This is a genomic window from Pseudomonas sp. LFS074 (assembly GCF_047978165.1).
Taxonomy (GTDB): Bacteria; Pseudomonadota; Gammaproteobacteria; order Pseudomonadales; family Pseudomonadaceae; genus Aquipseudomonas; species Aquipseudomonas putida_P.
Map to the genome: position 1 here is coordinate 650,821 of NZ_JBFPFV010000002.1, position 18,685 is coordinate 669,505.

Here is an 18,685-nt window from a genome sequence, read left to right on the forward strand (position 1 = left end):
CGCCTGTTTTCCGGAACCCCAGAACCTGTCTATTCAGGCCCTTTCCGAAGACATGCCAACGCAGGGGCAGGCGCTTGAGCCTCCCCCATTTTTTTCAGTAGGGAGAACCTTATGCGTCTTGTTTCTACACTTACCGGAGTGAGCCTCACCGGCATGATGCTGGCTCTGAGCGCCCCGGCCAGTGCTGCTGTCGACGCCAAGCTGCTCGAAATGCTCCGCGCCAATGGCTCGATCAACCAGGCGCAGTACAACGAACTGCAGGGCGACCTGGCAAAAGAAACCAAGGAAAAGGCCGACCAGAAAGCTCAGTCCGAACGTATGAGCTCCTTTGAACAAAAAGTGGCATGGGCCGCCAAGACCCAGATCAAGGGTGACGTGCGCCTGCGCTACGAAGACGTCAACGTCGACAACCCGATCTCCCGCAGTGGTAACCAGGACCGTGAGCGCGTACGTGCCCGTGTCGGCTTCTACAGCGAGATCAACCCGCAGGTCGACGCCGGTGTGCGTGTGGCCACCGGCAGCAGCGCCGACGCCCGCTCGACCAACCAGAGCCTGGACAACTACTTCGAGAAGAAATCGCTGTGGGTCGACCTGGCGTACCTCGACTGGCACCCGACCGCCGTGCCGAACCTGCACCTGATCGGCGGCAAGATGATGCAGCCATGGGTGAGCATGGGCGACATCATCTGGGACAGCGACATCAACCCGGAAGGTGTGGCCGCCACCTACAAGACCAACCTCGGCCCGGCCGAAGTGTTCGGCAGCATCGGCCACTACAACCTGAAGGACAACGTCGACGGCGACGGCGTGCAGTTCAAGCACGACGCACAGCTGTATGCGGCCCAGCTGGGTACCAAGTTCAACGCGGCGGATACCGTCAAGGTTACCGTTGGTGGCAGCATCTACGGCTACGACAACGACAAGGCCTCGGCAGCCCTGCGCTCGCTGGGCAACACCACCGACGAATTCAACCTGGTGGAAGGCTTCGGTCAGGTCGACTTTACCGGCTTCGCCATCCCTCTGTCGGCTTACGGCCAGTTCGTCAAGAACACCGAAAGCACCGATGGCAAGGACAAGGCATGGCTGGCCGGCCTGAAGAGCAAGATCGGTGCCTGGAGCCTGGACTACAACTACCGCGACGTGCAGCGCAACGGTGTCGTCAGCCTGTTCACCGACTCTGACTTCGGCAACGGTTTCACCGGTTCCCGTGGCCACAAGTTCAAAGTGGGTTACGAAATCGACAAGAACTTCGCCCTGGGCGCGGCCTACATGATGGCCAAGACCGACTACTCCAACCTGCCGAACAGCGATGCTGACGTAGACACCCTGCAGGTAGACCTGGAAGCCAAGTTCTAAGCTGCAAACGCCTCTGCTTCACCTGAAGCGGGAAACGCCGACCCCATACGGCGTTTCCCGCTTTTTTTTGCCTGTGAAACTGTGCTGCGAATGGGCCGCAAAGCGGCCCCAAGCAATCAGCGCTTGCGCAGAATCACGCTACCAATCGAATACCCCGCACCAAACGAGCTCAACACACCCAGCGAGCCCTTGGCCAGGTCATCCTGGTACAGGTGGAAGGCAATCACCGACCCGGCCGAACTGGTATTGGCGTAACGGTCCAGAATCACCGGTGCATCTTGCTCGGCCACTTCACGTCCCAGCAGTTTCTTGACGATCAGGTGGTTCATGCTGAGGTTGGCCTGGTGCAGCCAGAAACGCTTCACATCGCTCGGTTGCAGGCCGTTTTCCTGCAGGTGCTCACCGATCAGCTCGGCCACTTTCGGGCACACCTCACGGAACACCTTGCGGCCTTCCTGGATGAACAGCTTGTCCGCTGCGCCTTCGCCCTCTTCCGCCGCACGGTTGAGGAAACCGAAGTTGTTGCGGATGTTGTTGGAGAACTCGGTCCACAGCTTGCTGCTGACGATGTCGAACTGGTGCGCCGAGGTGGCCTGGTCGGCACGCTCGATCAGTACCGCGGTGGCGGCATCACCGAAAATGAAATGGCTGTCACGGTCACGGAAGTTCAGGTGGCCGGTGCACACCTCCGGGTTGACCATCAGCACTGCCCGGGCCTGGCCCAGGGCCACGCTGTTGGCGGCGGTCTGGATGCCGAAGGTGGCCGACGAACACGCCACGTTCATGTCGAAGGCAAAGCCCTGGATACCCAGCGCCTGCTGCACCTCGATGGCAATGGCCGGGTACGGGCGCTGCAGGTTGGAGCAGGCGACGATCACCCCGTCGACATCGGCAGCGGTGCGCCCAGCGCGCTCCAGGGCCTGGCGGGCAGCAGCCACGGCCATTTCGCAGAGCACCGACGGCTCATCGTTGCTGCGCTCTGGCAGGCGTGGCTTCATACGCTGCGGGTCGAGGATACCGGCCTTGTCCATGACAAAGCGGCTTTTGATGCCGGAGGCCTTTTCGATGAATGCCGCATCGGACAGCGGCGCCGCTTCGAGTTCACCACGCTCGATGGCGGCGGCGTTGTCCTGGTTGAATTGCTGCGACCAGGCGTTGAAGGAGGCCACCAGTTCTTCGTTGGAAATGCTCTGGGCCGGGGTGTACAGGCCGGTGCCGCTGATCACGACGTTATGCACGGTCGTTCCTCTGGTCAAAGGCCATCGCCACAGGGCGCTGGCTGGAAACATGACAGGATAATGGCACTTTAGTACCAATTTAAAGGCGAGGGCTGCGCCCTCGTTCGCGGGCAAGCCCGCTCCTCAAGGATCGCGTCGCCCCCGAGAACACTGCTGTACCTGTGGGAGCGGGCGTGCCCGCGAAGGGCCGCAAAGCGGCCCCAAATTGCATCAATATTGCCACAACTGTGGAAGTTTAGCCTTCCACCTGACTCCATTGTTTGCTCAATCTTTTGTCGGAAATCGGCACCTTGGTCCCCAGCTGCTGGGCAAACAGCGACACCCGATATTCCTCCAGCCACCAGCGGTACAAGGCCAGTTGCTCATCGCGCTTGCCTTCCTGGGCATGCTTGTCGGCACGGGCCTTGTACTGCGCCCACAGGTTGGCCAGCTCACCGCTCCACACCCGGTCCTTCTGCACTTGCGACCCCAGCTTCTCCAGGCGCAGCTCCACCGCCTTGAGGTAACGCGGCAGTTCCTTGAACCAGGCCCCTGGCGTTTCGCGCACGAAGCCCGGGTAAACCAGGTTGCCCAACTGCTGCTTGATGTCGTTCAGTGCCACCGCCTGGCTCAGGTCGATCTTGCCCTTGAAGCGCTTCTGCAGGCCATGCCACAGTTTCAACACCTCCAGCGTCTGGCGTGCCAGGCGCTCGGCATGCTCGGCCCAGCTACCGCGCTTACGCTCGGCCAGCCCGGCCAAGGCCGCACCATCACGTGGCAACGGTTGCTCGCCTTCGAGGATGCAACTGTCCAGGCTGGCCAGCAGAATGTCTTCGACCAGCGCCTCGACCCGGCCCAATTCACGGTACAGCAGGCCCAGTTCAGTCAGCCCCGGCAGCTTGCCACGCAGAAACTTGGCCGGCTCGGCCAATTGCTGCAACAACAGCCGTTGCAATGCACGGCGGTGTTGGAACTCGGCTTCGGCCTGGGTCGAGAAGCGCCCTTCACGTACAGTGCCGTTGTCTTCCACCAGCGCCGGGTACACGGTCATCGACAGGCCGGCGATCTTCTGCTGAGCGGTCTGCTTCACTTCGCTGAAGGCCTTGGCCTGCACCGGCTGTTCGCTTTTCGCATCACGCGGCACGGCCAGGGCAGCCTGACTGGCGGCAGCAAAGCGCGCGGTCAGTTCGGCCAGGTCACGGCCTTCGCCCAGGAACTTGCCCTGGCCATCGACCACCTCGATGTTCATGCGCAGATGGCCTTCGACCAAGTTGACCGATTCGTCCCAGGCCTCGTCCGGCACGCGCGCACCGGTCATGCGCAACAGCTCCTGGCCCAGGGCCTGCGGCAGTGCCCCTTGGCCGAAGGTCATGCGCGCCAGCGACGCCTTGACGAAGTCCGGCACCGGTACGAAGTTCTTGCGCAGGGCCTTGGGCAGGTTGCGCACCAGCGCCACGCACTTGGCCTCCAGCAGGCCTGGCACCAACCATTCCAGGCGCTCGCCCGGCAAGCTTGGCAGCAGCGGCGCCGGCACCCGCACGGTAACGCCATCGCGGGGGTGGCCGGGCTCGAAGTGGTAACTCAGCGGCAGGCGCAGCTCGCCCACTTGCAGGCTGTCAGGGTACTGCGCGGCGGTCACTTCGCTAGCCTCACGGGCCAGCACGTCTTCCTCGCGCATGATCAACAGGTTGGCGTCCTTCTGGCTGCCCATGCGGTACCAGCTGTCGAAGGTCGCGGTCTGATGGATTTCCGCCGGCAGACGCGCTTCGTAGAAGGCATAAAGCGTTTCTTCGTCAGCCAGGATGTCGCGCCGACGAGCCTTGGCCTCCAGCTCGTCGAGCTCTTCAAGCAGGCGTTTGTTGGCCGCCAGGCACTTGGCCCGTGACTGAATCTCGCCGCCCACCAGGCCTTCACGGATGAACAGCTCGCGTGCGGTGACCGGGTCGATCGGGCCGTAATGCACAGGCCGACGGCCGACCAGAATCAGCCCGTAGAGGGTGATCTGCTCATAGGCCACCACCTGCCCGCGCTTCTTCTCCCAGTGCGGCTCGAAGTGGTTCTTCTTGATCAGGTGACCGGCCAGCGGCTCGATCCAGTCCGGTTCGATCTTGGCCACCATGCGTGCATACAGCTTGGTGGTTTCGACCAGCTCGGCAGCCATTACCCACTGCGGGCGCTTGCGCCCCAGGCCCGACGACGGGTGCACCCAGAAGCGCCGCTGGCGGGCGCCTTGGTAGTCGCCTTCTTCGGTCTTCTGGCCGATCTGGCTGAGCAGCCCGCTAAGGATCGCCTTGTGCAGCTTCTGGTAGTCGGTCGGTTCCTTGTTCACCGTCAACTGCAGGTCGCGGCAGATCAGCGCCAGCTGACGATGGGCATCGCGCCACTCACGCAGGCGCAAGTAGTTCAGGAAGTGCTTGCGGCACCAGTTGCGCAGCGGGTTGGCGGTCAATGCCTGGCGCTGTTCCTCAAAACCACGCCACAGGTTGACCAGCGCGGCGAAGTCGGAGTCCACGTCTTTCCACTGTGCGTGCGCCTGGTCGGCGGCCTGCTGGCGCTCTGGCGGGCGTTCGCGCGGGTCCTGCACCGACAACGCACTGGTGACGATCAGCACTTCCTGCAAGCTGCCCTGGCGTGCGCCTTCGAGCAGCATGCGGCCTAACCTTGGGTCGATTGGCAAACGCGCCAGCTGGCGGCCGATAGGCGTCAGCTGGTTCTCGCGGTTGACCGCCGAAAGCTCCTGCAGCAGGTTGAAGCCGTCGCTGATGGCCTTGCCATCCGGCGGCTCGATGAACGGGAAGGCATCGATAGCGCCCAGGCGCAGGTGCAGCATCTGCAGGATCACCGCCGCCAGGTTGGTGCGCAGGATCTCTGGGTCGGTGAACGCTGGCCGGCTGTTGAAATCCTCTTCGCTGTACAGCCGCACGCATATGCCCGGTTCGACCCGGCCGCAACGGCCCTTGCGCTGGTTGGCGCTGGCCTGCGACACCGCTTCGATGGGCAGGCGCTGGACCTTGGCGCGGTAGCTGTAGCGGCTGATCCGCGCGGTACCGGTGTCGATCACATAGCGGATGCCAGGTACGGTCAGCGAGGTTTCGGCGACGTTGGTGGCCAGCACCACGCGGCGCCCGGTGTGCGGCTGGAAAATGCGCTGCTGTTCGGCAGGCGACAGCCGCGCGTACAGCGGCAGAATCTCGGTGTGGCGCAATTGCGCCTTGCGCAGGATCTCCGCGGCATCGCGGATTTCCCGCTCGCCCGGCAGGAAGATCAGCACATCGCCGGGGCTTTTGCCCTCGCTGCGCTCATGCTGCGCCACTTCATCCAGGGTGGCGAGGATGGCCTGGTCGACGGTGAGGTCGTCCTCGATCTGGTTACCTTCCTCGTCCTGCTCGCTGGTCAGCGGGCGGTACCAGGTTTCCACCGGGAAGGTGCGCCCGGACACCTCGATGATCGGCGCGCCGTCAAAGTGTTTGGAGAAGCGCTCCAGGTCGATGGTGGCCGAAGTGATGATCAGTTTCAGGTCCGGCCGGCGATGCAGCAGCGTCTTCAGGTAGCCGAGCAGGAAGTCGATGTTCAGGCTGCGCTCGTGGGCCTCGTCGACGATGATCGTGTCGTAGCGCTCGAGGAAGCGGTCATGCTGGGTTTCAGCCAGCAGGATGCCATCAGTCATCAGCTTGACCAGGGTGTTGGCATCGCTCTGGTCTTCGAAGCGCACCTGGTAGCCAACCAGCCCGCCCAAGGGTGTGCCCAGCTCTTCGGCGACCCGCGCCGCCACGCTGCGCGCGGCGATCCGGCGTGGCTGGGTGTGGGCGATCAACCCATGGCTGCCACGGCCCAGTTCCAGGCAGATCTTCGGCAACTGGGTGGTCTTGCCCGAGCCGGTTTCACCGGCAATCACCAGCACCTGGTGTTCGGCCAGGGCCTTCTTGATCTCCTCACGCTTGGCGGCGATCGGCAGGTTGTCGTCGTAGCGCACGGTTGGCACGCTTTGCTGGCGCGCGGTGACCTGGGCGCAGGAGGCCTGGACCTTTTCCACCCACTGCGCCAGCTTTGCCTCATCGGGACGCTTGCGCAGTTCGTGCAGTTGCCGGCGCAGACGATGACGGTCGGCAATCATGGCGTGGTCGAGGTTTTGCAGCAGTTTGTCGATGGCGTGGTCAGTCATGGGGCTTTTTAGTGATGCAGGTGAGCCTGCTTTTTCATGATCGGCATTCGGTAAGTCGGGCGATTGTCGCAGATTTGCCGATTTTCTGCTGCCTGCACGATCCCTGTGGGAGCGGCCTTGAGTCGCGAAAGGGCCGCTCCCACATTGAACGAGCGGCCTTCCAGGCAATGTTTAGCCAGGTACGATGTAAAGGTTGCCATTCACTGCTTTAATCAACCTTACGCCGCATGTGAGTATCAAAGGCATGACTCCCGCCCAGCCCATCGCCCCACCGTCGTGCCGCCCTTCGCTAGCGAAGGCCCGGAGACGTGCCGGGGAAAATCCGCTGGTGCATGTCATCCTCGCCTTCTGGGCCCTGTGGCACTGCCGCCACGCACGCCCACCGGACACTTCGCTGACGCCATTGTGACCAAACCCGGCCTCCCCCTGGCCGTTTGACTCAACTGGGCCGCCTGCTTGCGCGGAGGCCCTGTGCGCTCGTGAGCGAATCCATCATGCACTTTGCACCCGTAGAGCAGGCTACCCGTTTCCTGGCCGACAACCCCGATATCGAGCTGTTCGAGCTGTTCATCCTCGACGCCAACGGCGCACCACGCGGCAAGCTGCTGCACCGCGACGAACTGCTGGCCGTGTACCAGACCGGCCGGCCACTGCCCAGCACCATCCTCGGCCTGACCCTGAACGGCGACGACGTGGAAAACTCAGGCCTTGTGTGGGACGTCGGCGATATCGACTGCCGCGCCTACCCGCTTGACGGCAGCCTGGTGCGCCTGCCCTGGCGCCGGGTGCCTACCGCCGCCGTGCAGGTGAGCATGCACCCGAGCGAGGGCCTGCCGGCGAGCATCGCCGACCCACGCCATGTGCTGCTGCGCACCATCGAAGCATTGAAGGCCGACGGCTATCACCCGGTGATGGCCTGCGAACTGGAGTTCTACCTGCTCGACCAGCAGCGTGATGCCCAGGGCCGCCCGCAACCGGCGCTGGACAACGATGGCGGTCGCCCTCGCAGCACTCAGGTCTATGGCTTGCGCGAACTGGAGCAGATCGAGCCGTTTCTCGCCGACCTGTACGCCGCCTGCAAGGCCCAGGGCATCCCTGCGCGCACGGCCATCTCCGAGTACGCCCCCGGCCAGGTGGAAATCACCCTCGAGCACGGCGATGCACTGCAGGCGATGGACCAGGCGGTGCGCTACAAGCGCCTGGTGAAAGGTGTGGCCCATGCCCACGGCATGCAGGCTTGTTTCATGGCCAAGCCATTCGCGCAACTGGCCGGCACCGGCATGCACATGCACCTGAGCCTGGCCGACAGCGCGGGCAACAACCTGTTCGCCAGCGAAGACAAAGCCGGCACCCCGTTGCTGCGCCAGGCGGTGGCTGGCATGCTGCGCCACCTGCGCGACTCGCTGCTGCTGTTCTGCCCCAACGCCAACTCGTTCCGCCGCTTCCAGGCCAACAGCTATGCGCCCCTGGCGCCGACCTGGGGCGTGGACAACCGCACCGTGAGCCTGCGCGTGCCAGGCGGCCCGGCCAACAGCCGACATGTGGAACACCGCATCTGCGGCGCCGATGCCAACCCTTACCTGGCTGCAGCCGCGATCCTTGCAGCCAGCCACCGAGGCATCCGCGAACAGCTGGACCCTGGCGCACCGGTCGAAGGCAACGGCTATGCCCAGGCCACCGAACACCTGCCCACCGACTGGCTGACCGCCCTCGACGCCCTGCAAAACTCCCATTGGGCCCGTGAAGCATTGGGCGCAGACTTCCTTGGCGTGTACCTGAAGGTCAAGCGCGCCGAGTACCGCCAGTTCATGGCCGAAGTCAGCGAACAGGACTGGCGCTGGTACCTGCACCAGGCCTGAGCCCCTACATAACAAGGAACACCCATGAACGCAGCATTGAACAACGGCCCGGCGCAGCGCGCGCCGTCCTACTACACCGCCACCCTCAACGACCACACCGAGTACCCCCAACTCAAGGGTACCGTACAGGTGGATGTAGCCATCATCGGCGGTGGCTTCACTGGCGTAGCCACCGCGGTAGAGCTGGCCGAGCGAGGCCTGAAGGTCGCCATCGTCGAAACCAACCGCATCGGCTGGGGCGCCAGCGGGCGCAATGGCGGCCAGGTCACCGGCAGCCTGTCGGGCGACGAGGCCATGCGCTCGCAGATGCGCAGCCACCTGGGCAGCGAAGTCGATGACTTCATCTGGCGCTTGCGCTGGCGCGGGCACCAGGTGATCGAGCAACGCGTGGCGCGCTATGGCATCGATTGCGACCTCAAGCACGGCCATCTGCATGCGGCGATGAAGCCCTCGCACATGAACGAGCTGCGCGCATTCGAGGCCGAGGCCCGTCGGCGTGGCATGGGCGAGCAGGTGCAACTGCTCGACCGCGCTGCCGTGGCCGAGCACCTGCAAAGCCCGTTGTACCTGGGCGCGTTGAAAAACCTGCGCAATTTGCACCTGCACCCGCTCAACCTGTGCCTGGGTGAAGCCCGAGCTGCGCACAGCCTGGGCGCACTGATTTTCGAAAACTCCGAAGTGCTGGACATCGTCCATGGCCCGCGCCCGGCGGTAGTCACTGCCCACGGCAGGGTCGAGGCACGCCAGGTGATGCTGGCCGGCGACGTGTATCACAAACTGGAAAAGCGCCAGCTCAAGGGCAAGATCTTCCCGGCCATGGGCGGCATCGTCACCACTGCGCCGCTGGGTGAGCTGGCCGAACAGATCAACCCGCAGGACTTGGCGGTGTACGACTGCCGCTTCGTGCTCGACTACTACCGCCTGACCGCCGACAAGCGCTTGTTGTTCGGCGGTGGCGCCAACTATTCCGGCCGTGACTCACGGGACATCGAAGGCGAACTGCGCCCGTGCATCGAGCGCACCTTCCCGGCATTGAAAGGCGTGCCGATCGAGTTCCAGTGGAGCTGCGCCATGGGTATCGTGGTCAACCGCATCCCGCAGTTGGGCAAGCTGTCGGACAACGTGTGGTATTGCCAGGGTTATTCGGGGCATGGCATTGCCACCAGCCACATCATGGGCGAGATCATGGCCGAGGCGTTGACCGGGACGCTGGAGAAGTTCGACACCTTTGCCCAGTGCAAGCATGTGCGGGTGCCGATGGGGGACTTGTTGGGGAACCCGCTGCTGGCGGCGGGGATGTGGTACTACCAGATGCTTGAAAAACTGCGCTGATTTCACCTTCTCTAGAAGTATCTCGGCCAGTGTGAGAGCGGCCTTGCGCCGCTCCCACACTGGCCGTGCAGGCTTCTGATCAGGCGATCTTCTTCAAGCCTTGCTTCTTCAGTTCTTCATCGCGCAATTCGCGGCGCAGGATCTTGCCCACGTTGGTGGTCGGCAGTGCGTCGCGGAACTCGATCTGGCGCGGCACCTTGTAGCCGGTAACGTTGGCACGCATGTGCTCCATCACCTGCTCCTTGGTCACGGTCATGCCCGGCTTGACCACGATGAATACCTTGATCACTTCACCCGACTTCTCGTCCGGCACACCAATGGCTGCACACTGCAGCACGCCCGGCAGGGCCGCCAGCACGTCTTCCAGCTCGTTGGGGTACACGTTGAAGCCAGAAACCAGGATCATGTCCTTCTTGCGGTCGACGATGCGCATGTAACCGTCCGCCTGGATCAGGGCGATGTCACCGGTCTTCAGCCAGCCTTCGCTGTCGAGAATCTCGGCAGTGGCGTCTTCGCGCTGCCAGTAGCCCTTCATCACCTGCGGGCCCTTCACACACAGCTCGCCCACTTCGCCCAGCGGTAGCTCGTTGCCGGCGTCGTCGATGATCTTGCACAGGGTCGATGGCACCGGAATACCGATGGTGCCCACCTGGTTGGCCTCCGCCGGGTTCACTGCCGCCACCGGGCTGGTTTCGGTCATGCCGTAACCTTCGCAGATGGCGCAACCAGTAACGGCCTTCCAGCGCTCGGCCACGCTCAGTTGCAGGGCCATACCACCCGACAGGGTGATTTTCAGCGCCGAGAAGTCCAGGGCACGGAACGCCTCGTTGTTGCACAGGGCAACGAACAGTGTGTTGAGGCCGACAAAACCGCTGAACTTCCACTTGCCCAGTTCCTTGACCATGGCCGGCAGGTCACGCGGGTTGCTGATCAGCACGTTGTGGTTGCCGATCAGCATCATCGCCATGCAATGGAAGGTAAAGGCATAGATGTGGTACAGCGGCAGCGGGGTGATGAGGATCTCGCAGCCTTCGTGCAGGTTCGAGCCCATCAGCGCCCGGCACTGCAGCATGTTGGCCACCAGGTTGCGATGGGTCAGCATGGCGCCTTTGGCCACGCCGGTCGTACCGCCGGTGTATTGCAGCACGGCCACATCGTTGGCCTGCGGGTTGGCCTCGGTAACCGGCTGGCCCTTGCCCAACGCCAGGGCGTCGTTGAAGCGCACGGCTTGTGGCAGGCTGTAGGCCGGCACCATCTTCTTCACGTACTTGATCACGCTGTTGATCAACAGGCGCTTAAGCGGCGGCAGCAGGTCGGCCACTTCAGTGACGATGACGTGTTTGACCTGGGTCTTGGGTACCACCTTTTCGGCCAGGTGGGCCATGTTGGCCAGGCACACCAGGGCCTTGGCGCCGGAGTCGTTGAACTGATGTTCCATCTCCCGCGCGGTATACAGCGGGTTGGTATTGACCACGATCAGCCCGGCACGCATGGCGCCGAAGACCGCGACCGGGTATTGCAGGACATTGGGCAGTTGCACGGCAATGCGGTCACCCGGCTTGAGGTCGGTATGCTGCTGCAGCCAGGCGGCAAACGCCCCCGACAGCGCATACAACTCGCCATAAGTGATAGTCTTGCCCAGGTTGCTAAAGGCCGGTTTGTCGGCAAAGCGTTGGCAGGATTGCTTGAGTACTGCCTGGATATTGGGGAATTCGTCAGGATTGATTTCCGCCGTAATCCCGGCTGGGTACTTATCCTTCCAAAAATTTTCGATCATGGAAGCCCACTCCTTCAGCAACAGCGAAGTTCGATTCACGCGTCGATGCGCTTATTATTGATATGAGATGACGGTTCGTTGCAAACCGGATCATCTGAAAGCGGGCCGAGAGTAACAGCTTTGCCTGGGGTCGCCTAGAGGCCAAAACAGGCCTTGCGGTCACAAAAATGACTCAATGAACAATACAGGTCATTTTTAGAGTTTTTAACCAAAATGTCGCAGATCAGGCTGTAATTGGCCTGTTAGAGCTGTTCGAGGCAATCGCGGGCAAGCCCGCTCCTACAAAGACCGACGTAGGAGCGGGCTTGCTCGCAAAGTAGCCAACACTTACCTCAAGCGATGTCGCGCAACTCCCGTCGCAGAATCTTGCCTACCGGCGTCATCGGCAACGACTCGCGCAGCACGATGTGCTTGGGTACTTTGTAGCCGGTGAAGTTGGCCTTGCAGTAGGCCTTGAGCTCATCCACGCTCAGCCCGCCCTCGCGCGGCACCACGAACAGCTTCACCGCCTCGCCGGAGCGGTCGTCCGGCACGCCGATGGCTGCACAGTTGGCGACCTTGGGGTGGCCCATCACCACGTCCTCGATCTCGTTGGGGTACACGTTGAAACCCGAGACGATGATCATGTCCTTCTTGCGATCGACGATGCGGGTGAAGCCGTCCGGGTCGATCACCGCGATGTCACCGGTCTTGAACCAGCCTTCGGCATCCAGGGCCTGGGCCGTGGCCTCGGGCTGCTGCCAGTAACCCTTCATCACCTGTGGCCCCTTGATGCACAACTCGCCGCGCTCGCCCAGCGGCATTTCGTTGCCGTCATCATCAATGACCTTGAATGCCGTACCCGCCACCGGAATACCCACTGTGCCCAGGCGCGCCAATTGACCATAGGGGTTGGTGCTGGCCACAGGCGAGGTTTCGGTCAGGCCGTAGCCTTCGACGATGCGGCACCCGGTAAGGGCTTCCCAGCGCTCGGCGGTTGCCTTGACCAGCGCCGTACCGCCGGAGTTGGTGACTTTCAGCGCCGAGAAATCCAGCTGGCGGAAACCAGGATGGTCCATCAGCGCAACAAACAGGGTGTTGAGGCCCAGCAACGCAGAGAATCGCCACTTGCCCAGCTCCTTGATGAAGCCGGGAATATCCCGAGGGTTGGTAATCAGCACGTTGTGGTTGCCGGTGACCATCATGCACATGCAGTTCGCGGTAAAGGCATAGATGTGGTAAAGCGGCAGGGGCGCGATCATCACCTCCTGGCCGTCCTTGAGCAGCTTCTGCCCATCGGGGCCGTGCTGCGAGAAGCACGCCAGCACCTGCAGCATGTTGGCCACCAGGTTGCCGTGGGTGAGCATGGCGCCCTTGGCCAGGCCGGTGGTGCCGCCGGTGTACTGCAGCACGGCGATGTCGTCGAGGTTCAGCGGCACGGGCTTGGGCGACAGCCCACGGCCCTCGCGCAGCACCTGCTTGAACGGCACCGCCTGGGGCAAATTGTAGGCCGGCACCATCTTCTTCAGCTTGTCGACCACAGTGTTGACCAGCCAGCCCTTGGCGGTGGGCAGCAGGTCGCCCATCTTCGCCTCGATCAGGTATTCGATACCGGTATCGGGCAGCACTTCCTGCACGCGCTTGCCGAACATGTTCAGGTACACCAGCGCACGGGCGCCGCTGTCCTTGAACTGGTGGCGCATCTCGCGCTCGGTGTACAGCGGGTTGGTGTTGACCACGATCAGCCCGGCGCGCATGGCACCGAACACGGCGATGGGGTACTGCAGCACATTGGGCATCTGCACCGCGATGCGGTCACCCGGCTTGAGGTCGGTGTGCTGCTGCAACCAGGCAGTGAAGGCTGCCGAATGGCGCTCCAGCTCGGCATAACTCAGCGTCACGCCCAGATTGCTGAACGCCGGGCGGTCGGCAAAGCGCTTGCAGGAGCGTTCGAACACCTCGACGACCGAGGCGTAGGCGTTGATGTCGATGGTGGAAGGCACGCCCGCCGGGCGCTTGTCATTCCAGAATTCGGCTTGCATTTATTATTGTTCCTCTGCCTGGACCTGCACTGCGTCCTTTTGTCCTCTACCCGATTGCCTGCTGGCAAAAAGGCGTTGATCCGACGTTAGCAGGTAAGCCCAAGGCGGCATATACGCCAAGTGCCGCCATTAACATTGTGAATCTTATTTGTGCCCTTCCTGCAATCCGGCCGGTTGTGCATACACTGTCCGGGTAACCGCGCGCACAAGGACCCGCCATGCCCCACGACGCCTTCTGGCTACCCGCCAGCGAGCACTGCAGCCTGTACGTACACCAATGGCTGCCGGCCACGCCAGTAAAGGCCGTGGTGCTGCTGGCCCATGGCATGGCCGAGCATGCCGGGCGCTACCAACGCCTGGGGCATGCCCTGAGCGAGGCCGGCTTTGCCCTGTTCGCTGCCGACCAACGCGGCCACGGGCGCACCGCCGAACAGGGCAGCCTCGGCCTGTTCGCCCGCCATCATGGCTGGAATGCCGTGGTCAACGACCTCGGACGCGTGGCCCAGCACATCGGCCAGCAATACCCGTGCACGCCACTGTTCCTGCTTGGCCACAGCATGGGTAGCTATATTGCCCAGGCCTACCTGTTGCACCACAGTGGCAGCCTGCACGGGGCGATCCTCAGCGGCTCCAACTACCAGCCGGCGGCGCTGTACCGCGTGGCACGGCTGATTGCCCGGCTTGAGGCCTGGCGCCAAGGGCCGTTGGGTAAAAGTGCACTGATCGAGTGGTTGTCGTTTGGTTCGTTCAACAAGGCCTTCAAGCCCAACCGCACAGCATTCGACTGGCTCAGCCGCGACCCCGGCGAGGTCGACCAGTACGTCAACGACCCGTTGTGCGGCTTTCGCTGCAGCAACCAGCTGTGGTTGGACCTGCTGCAAGGGTTGGCGCAGATCAGCCAGCCGAGTAACCTCGCGCAGATCGACCCCAACCTGCCAATACTGGTAATTGGTGGCGAATGTGATCCGGTCAGTGCTGGCAAGCGTCTTACCCATCTGGCCGACGCCCTGCGCGCGACCGGCAATCGACATGTACGGCTACGCGTCTATCCTGATGCGCGGCATGAAGTACTCAACGAAACCAACCGTGACGAGGTCACCGCCGATATTCTCGGCTGGCTTGAACAGGCGCTGGCCCTTGGCCGCCCTGTGCGCAGTGAATGATAGCCGCCCTCGCCCAACGCTTAAGGAAGCACCGATGTCCCAGGTCACCAACACGCCTTACGAAGCCCTCGAAGTCGGCCAGAAAGCCGAGTACAAGAAGTCCGTCGAAGAACGCGACATCCAGCTGTTCGCTGCGATGTCCGGTGACCACAACCCGGTTCACCTGAATGCCGAGTTCGCCGCAAAGAGCATGTTCCGCGAGCGGATTGCCCATGGCATGTTCAGCGGCGCGCTGATCAGTGCTGCAGTGGCCTGCACCCTGCCTGGCCCTGGCACCATCTACCTGGGCCAGCAGATGAGCTTCCAGAAACCGGTGAAAATTGGCGACACCCTGACCGTGCGGCTGGAAATTCTCGAGAAGTTGCCCAAGTTCAAGGTGCGCATCGCGACCAATGTGTACAACCAGAACGATGAGCTGGTGGTCCAGGGTGAAGCCGAGATCCTGGCACCGCGCAAGCAGCAGACCGTCGAGCTGGTGTCGCCGCCGAATTTTGTGGCTAGCTGAAAACTGATAAGCCAATACCGGCCTCTTCGCGGGCAAGCCCGCGAAGAGGCCGGTATCGCCAACATCATTCAATGAGTTTCAACCGCTGCTCGATATGCCGCCGCTCCGGCGCCTGTCGGGTCAACGCCAGTGCCTGCCGCCAGGCCGCACGCGCCTCCTCCATTTGCCCCAGCTGATAATGCAGCTCGGCCCGCGCCGCATGCGCCAGGTGATAGTCCAGCAGTTCACCCCGCGCCAGAATCCCTTCGACTACCCGCAGGCCAACCTCCGGCCCATCTCGCTTCGCCAGCGCCACCGCCCGGTTCAACTCCACCACCGCCGACGGCCAATGACGCTGCAACACGTCATAAAGCCCAACGATCTCAGCCCAATCTGTCTGTTCAGCCGTTGCCGCTTCGGCATGCACGGCAGCAATCGCCGCCTGAACGGTATAGGCGCCAAACGCCCGGCTCTGCAGGGCCTGGCGCACCAGTTCGCAGCCCTCTTCAATGCGTGGCCGGTCCCACAGGCTGCGGTCCTGCTGTTCCAGCACCACCAGGTTGCCCTGGGCATCGATACGTGCCTGCTGCCGGGACGCCTGCAGCAACATCAAGGCCAGCAGGCCGACCGCTTCCGGGTCGGGCAGCAACTGCACAAGCAACCGCGCCAGGCGAATGGCTTCATCACTGAGGTCCTGCTGCAGCAGTGCCTCGCCCGATGACGCCGAATAGCCCTCGTTGAACACCAGGTAGATCACCCGTAACACGCTATCCAGGCGCTCGCGCAGTTCGTTCAGTTCCGGCACTTGATAAGGGATGCCGGCCTCGCGGATCTTGGCCTTGGCGCGGACGATGCGCTGGGCAATGGTGGCCGGGCTTTGCAGGAAGGCACGGGCGATCTGCTCGGTGGTCAGGTCGCACACTTCGCGCAGGGTCAATGGCACCTGGGCGTCAGCCGACAGTGCCGGGTGGCAGCAGGTAAAGATCAGCCGCAGGCGGTCATCGGCCAGCAGTTCGTCATCACTGGGATCCTGCGCCTGGCCTTCGAGCAGCATGCTCAGGTCTGCCTGGGAGCGGTCGAAACGGGCGCGTCGGCGCAACGCATCAATAGCTTTGAAGCGCCCGGTGGAAACCAGCCATGCCCTTGGGTTATCGGGTATGCCGTCGCGCTGCCAGCGCTCGACGGCGATGAAGAAGGCATCATGCATGGCCTCCTCGGCCAGGTCGAAGTCACCCAGCAAGCGGATCAACGTCGCCAGGATGCGCCGCGACTCACGCCGGTACACCGCCTCGACTTCGGCGCGCACCTGCGCCAGTGCCGTCATCAGTCGGGCATCCGCTGGGTCACCACCTCCACCAGGCGGTCCAGGCTTTCTCCCCAGCCCTGGTGGAAGCCCATTTCCTCGTGGGCACGGCAGTCAGCGGCAGTCCAGTGCCAGGCACGGGCGGTATAGCGAGTTTTGCCTTGTTCCTCGTCAAAGCTGATCACGGCAGTCATGAAGGCCTTGTCCGACGGCACCCAACCGGGGCCGAAGGCATCGGTGAACACCAACCGGCGCGGCGCGGCAATTTCCAGAAATACGCCCTGGTTCGGGTACTCGCTGCCATCCGGGGCCCGCATCAGGGTGCGAAACAGGCCGCCGGCCCATAACTGCATCTCGCACTCCGGGGTGGTCATGCCGTGCGGCCCCCACCACTGCATCAGCCACTGGGGGTCGGTCCAGGCACGGAATACCTTGGCCGGTGGTGCGTCGATCAGGCGGCTGATGGACAACTCGTGTTGCGCTTGCGCAGTGGGTGCAAGGCTCATGCTGGTTGTTCTCCTTGGCTATCAGGGTTGCAGTTCGCGCACCGGGCGCACCTCAACACTGCCAACCCGCGCGGCAGGGATGCCCTTGGCGATATTCAGTGCTTCGTTGAGGTCGCGGGCCTCCACCAGGTAAAAGCCGGCCAGTTGCTCCTTGGTTTCGGCGAAGGGGCCATCGGTCAGGCTCATGTGCCCCTTGCGCACGCGCACCGTGGTCGCCGTTTGCACCGGCTTCAACGCCTCGGCCGCCAGCATGCGCCCAGAACCGTGAATGGTTTCGGCGTAAGCCATGCATTCGGCGTCTTCCGGGCTGTCGGGAAGGCTGTGCAGCAACCCCTCGTCACAATAGACCAGGCACAGGTATTTCATGGTCACCTCCAGAGCATTGGCAAAGTGCGTTTGGCGATAACGGCTCAGGGCTTGAGATCGAACAGGGCTTTTTGCGTTTCCATGTCGAACGGTGCCGACCAGTGCTCGTGGATCACCTGCCACTGGCCACCTTGACGACGATAGCCCACGGTGGCGCGCATGAAGCCGCACTGGCTTTCGTCATCCCCCGGCCCGCAGCGGTTTAGCCAATGGGCCAGGGCCAGGTCGCCAGCGGCGTGCACGGTGAGTTCGGCAAGCTCGAAGACCATGGGGCCCGTGCACATGTTCATGCACATTTCCCAGTGCGCGGTGTAGGGGGCCTTGCCTTTGAATTGCAGGGACTGGATGGCATCGAAGGCGACAATGTCATCGGCATAGGGGGCGGTGATGTTGGGGATGTCGCGATCGCGCACGGCCTGCATCCAGCGCTCGATCAGTTGGCGGATCTCGGTTTCGGCTGCGGTGCTCATCGGGGTTCCTCCGACAGGACAATGGGTTTGGGCACGGCGTGGAGCGTACCTTCACCTATTGTCGAACGATGTCTGAAGGAATCGACATGGCTTGTAGAAAATTCTGAAAGGTGATGGCTCCATCGCCGGCAAGCTGGCTTGCCGGCGATGGAGCCATCACCTAGTAGAATGGATATTTGTCGATCAGCCCTGCTGGCAACCCTCACCCATGGCTCGGTACTGGATGGTGTGCACCTGGCCCTGGTGGTCTTCGTAAGTCATGGTCGCAGGTACCACCTCGCAGACATTGGGGATGGTCGACAAGTTGATCACCCGCTTGATGTCCAGGTTCATGGAGTAGTCGTACTGCTGGGCCACAGGCTGGCTGGAGACGGGTGTGACCTCATCGGCAAGGGCGAACGAGGACATACCGACCAATGCAAGAATCAGTAATGGTTTCATGTGGGTTTGCCTTTTGAGCATTCAAGCTGATCGATTGACTTCTATTGCCGTATCCGGCGCGGAGAAGTTGCCATCTACGGTGAAGATGGCACGAAGTACCGATCCCGCTTCGTACTGCCAGGGGGGACGAGTAAAATTCTACTCCCGGCCAGCAATAGTTGAACCCCAGAGTCGGATATTCACCCTTGCCGGTTTTGCAACAATCTGCGACAAAGTGGCCGCAAATCA

General features: G+C 62.6%; 14 protein-coding genes. 5 read left to right on the top strand and 9 right to left on the bottom strand.

Translation table 11 applies throughout. The annotated features are described in order from the left end of the window. Nucleotides 1-111 precede the first annotated feature (111 nt). The gene (locus ACNQP3_RS21155) at nucleotides 112-1,356 is read left to right on the top strand and encodes a putative porin (RefSeq protein ID WP_012273625.1); all 1,245 of its coding nucleotides are present in this window, start codon (nucleotides 112-114) and stop codon (nucleotides 1,354-1,356) included. A gap of 116 nt (nucleotides 1,357-1,472) precedes the next feature. Here ACNQP3_RS21155 and ACNQP3_RS21160 read toward each other — a convergent pair whose 3' ends face one another. Both ACNQP3_RS21160 and hrpA read right to left on the bottom strand, forming a co-directional pair. Continuing rightward, the gene (locus ACNQP3_RS21160; RefSeq protein WP_264316453.1) at nucleotides 1,473-2,594 is read right to left on the bottom strand and encodes a beta-ketoacyl-ACP synthase III; all 1,122 of its coding nucleotides are present in this window, start codon (nucleotides 2,592-2,594) and stop codon (nucleotides 1,473-1,475) included. A 235-nt stretch (nucleotides 2,595-2,829) separates the two neighbouring features. Continuing rightward, entirely contained in the window at nucleotides 2,830-6,735 is a 3,906-nt protein-coding gene (gene hrpA, locus ACNQP3_RS21165; RefSeq protein ID WP_060492953.1) for an ATP-dependent RNA helicase HrpA, read from the bottom strand. A gap of 494 nt (nucleotides 6,736-7,229) precedes the next feature. Between hrpA and ACNQP3_RS21170 the strand changes: the two genes are divergently transcribed. After that, a complete protein-coding gene (locus ACNQP3_RS21170) occupies nucleotides 7,230-8,594 on the top strand; it encodes a glutamine synthetase family protein (RefSeq protein ID WP_060492957.1) in 1,365 nt (454 codons plus the stop codon). 24 nt (nucleotides 8,595-8,618) lie between these two features. Next, the gene (locus ACNQP3_RS21175; RefSeq protein ID WP_012273629.1) at nucleotides 8,619-9,926 is read left to right on the top strand and encodes an NAD(P)/FAD-dependent oxidoreductase; all 1,308 of its coding nucleotides are present in this window, start codon (nucleotides 8,619-8,621) and stop codon (nucleotides 9,924-9,926) included. A 79-nt stretch (nucleotides 9,927-10,005) separates the two neighbouring features. Here ACNQP3_RS21175 and fadD1 read toward each other — a convergent pair whose 3' ends face one another. Together fadD1 and fadD2 are read right to left on the bottom strand one after the other, a co-directional pair. Next, complete coding sequence (gene fadD1, locus ACNQP3_RS21180) at nucleotides 10,006-11,703, bottom strand: long-chain-fatty-acid--CoA ligase FadD1 (RefSeq protein WP_012273630.1); 1,698 nt, start codon at nucleotides 11,701-11,703, stop codon at nucleotides 10,006-10,008. 332 nt (nucleotides 11,704-12,035) lie between these two features. Further along, nucleotides 12,036-13,724 carry a long-chain-fatty-acid--CoA ligase FadD2 gene (fadD2, locus tag ACNQP3_RS21185; protein WP_060515445.1) on the bottom strand — a complete coding sequence of 563 codons (1,689 nt, stop codon included), beginning with the start codon at nucleotides 13,722-13,724 and terminating at the stop codon, nucleotides 12,036-12,038. 218 nt (nucleotides 13,725-13,942) lie between these two features. Between fadD2 and ACNQP3_RS21190 the strand changes: the two genes are divergently transcribed. Next, nucleotides 13,943-14,887, top strand: a complete 945-nt coding sequence (locus ACNQP3_RS21190) for an alpha/beta hydrolase (protein ID WP_012273632.1) — start codon at nucleotides 13,943-13,945, stop codon at nucleotides 14,885-14,887. Nucleotides 14,888-14,921: 34 nt separating this feature from the next. Next, on the top strand, nucleotides 14,922-15,392 hold the full coding sequence (locus ACNQP3_RS21195) for a MaoC family dehydratase (protein ID WP_060494660.1): 471 nt from the start codon (nucleotides 14,922-14,924) through the stop codon (nucleotides 15,390-15,392). Between the two features lie 64 nt (nucleotides 15,393-15,456). On the opposite strand, the gene ACNQP3_RS21200 is transcribed toward ACNQP3_RS21195, so the two are convergent. From ACNQP3_RS21200 to ACNQP3_RS21220, 5 genes are all read right to left on the bottom strand, one after another. Next, nucleotides 15,457-16,695 carry an RNA polymerase sigma factor gene (locus tag ACNQP3_RS21200; protein ID WP_012273634.1) on the bottom strand — a complete coding sequence of 413 codons (1,239 nt, stop codon included), beginning with the start codon at nucleotides 16,693-16,695 and terminating at the stop codon, nucleotides 15,457-15,459. Beyond that, nucleotides 16,695-17,180, bottom strand: coding sequence for an SRPBCC family protein (locus ACNQP3_RS21205; protein WP_012273635.1), 486 nt, complete (start codon nucleotides 17,178-17,180; stop codon nucleotides 16,695-16,697). Before ACNQP3_RS21205 ends, ACNQP3_RS21200 begins: the two co-directional genes overlap by 1 nt. 21 nt (nucleotides 17,181-17,201) lie before the next feature. Then, on the bottom strand, nucleotides 17,202-17,546 hold the full coding sequence (locus ACNQP3_RS21210; RefSeq protein ID WP_012273636.1) for a YciI family protein: 345 nt from the start codon (nucleotides 17,544-17,546) through the stop codon (nucleotides 17,202-17,204). Nucleotides 17,547-17,590: 44 nt separating this feature from the next. Next, nucleotides 17,591-18,016, bottom strand: coding sequence for a YybH family protein (locus ACNQP3_RS21215; protein WP_012273637.1), 426 nt, complete (start codon nucleotides 18,014-18,016; stop codon nucleotides 17,591-17,593). 183 nt (nucleotides 18,017-18,199) lie between these two features. Beyond that, nucleotides 18,200-18,457, bottom strand: coding sequence for a DUF2790 domain-containing protein (locus tag ACNQP3_RS21220; protein ID WP_060494661.1), 258 nt, complete (start codon nucleotides 18,455-18,457; stop codon nucleotides 18,200-18,202). Between the last annotated feature and the right edge of the window lie 228 nt (nucleotides 18,458-18,685).

Bases quoted from the DNA above. Each gene is read 5' to 3' on its own strand.
- ACNQP3_RS21220 (WP_060494661.1), bottom strand. From the start codon at position 18,457: ATGAAACCATTACTGATTCTTGCATTGGTCGGTATGTCCTCGTTCGCC.
- fadD2 (WP_060515445.1), bottom strand. From the start codon at position 13,724: ATGCAAGCCGAATTCTGGAATGACAAGCGCCCGGCGGGCGTGCCTTCC.
- ACNQP3_RS21200 (WP_012273634.1), bottom strand. From the start codon at position 16,695: ATGACGGCACTGGCGCAGGTGCGCGCCGAAGTCGAGGCGGTGTACCGG.
- ACNQP3_RS21195 (WP_060494660.1), top strand. From the start codon at position 14,922: ATGTCCCAGGTCACCAACACGCCTTACGAAGCCCTCGAAGTCGGCCAG.
- fadD1 (WP_012273630.1), bottom strand. From the start codon at position 11,703: ATGATCGAAAATTTTTGGAAGGATAAGTACCCAGCCGGGATTACGGCG.
- ACNQP3_RS21175 (WP_012273629.1), top strand. From the start codon at position 8,619: ATGAACGCAGCATTGAACAACGGCCCGGCGCAGCGCGCGCCGTCCTAC.
- ACNQP3_RS21170 (WP_060492957.1), top strand. From the start codon at position 7,230: ATGCACTTTGCACCCGTAGAGCAGGCTACCCGTTTCCTGGCCGACAAC.
- hrpA (WP_060492953.1), bottom strand. From the start codon at position 6,735: ATGACTGACCACGCCATCGACAAACTGCTGCAAAACCTCGACCACGCC.
- ACNQP3_RS21210 (WP_012273636.1), bottom strand. From the start codon at position 17,546: ATGAAATACCTGTGCCTGGTCTATTGTGACGAGGGGTTGCTGCACAGC.
- ACNQP3_RS21215 (WP_012273637.1), bottom strand. From the start codon at position 18,016: ATGAGCACCGCAGCCGAAACCGAGATCCGCCAACTGATCGAGCGCTGG.
- ACNQP3_RS21205 (WP_012273635.1), bottom strand. From the start codon at position 17,180: ATGAGCCTTGCACCCACTGCGCAAGCGCAACACGAGTTGTCCATCAGC.
- ACNQP3_RS21190 (WP_012273632.1), top strand. From the start codon at position 13,943: ATGCCCCACGACGCCTTCTGGCTACCCGCCAGCGAGCACTGCAGCCTG.
- ACNQP3_RS21155 (WP_012273625.1), top strand. From the start codon at position 112: ATGCGTCTTGTTTCTACACTTACCGGAGTGAGCCTCACCGGCATGATG.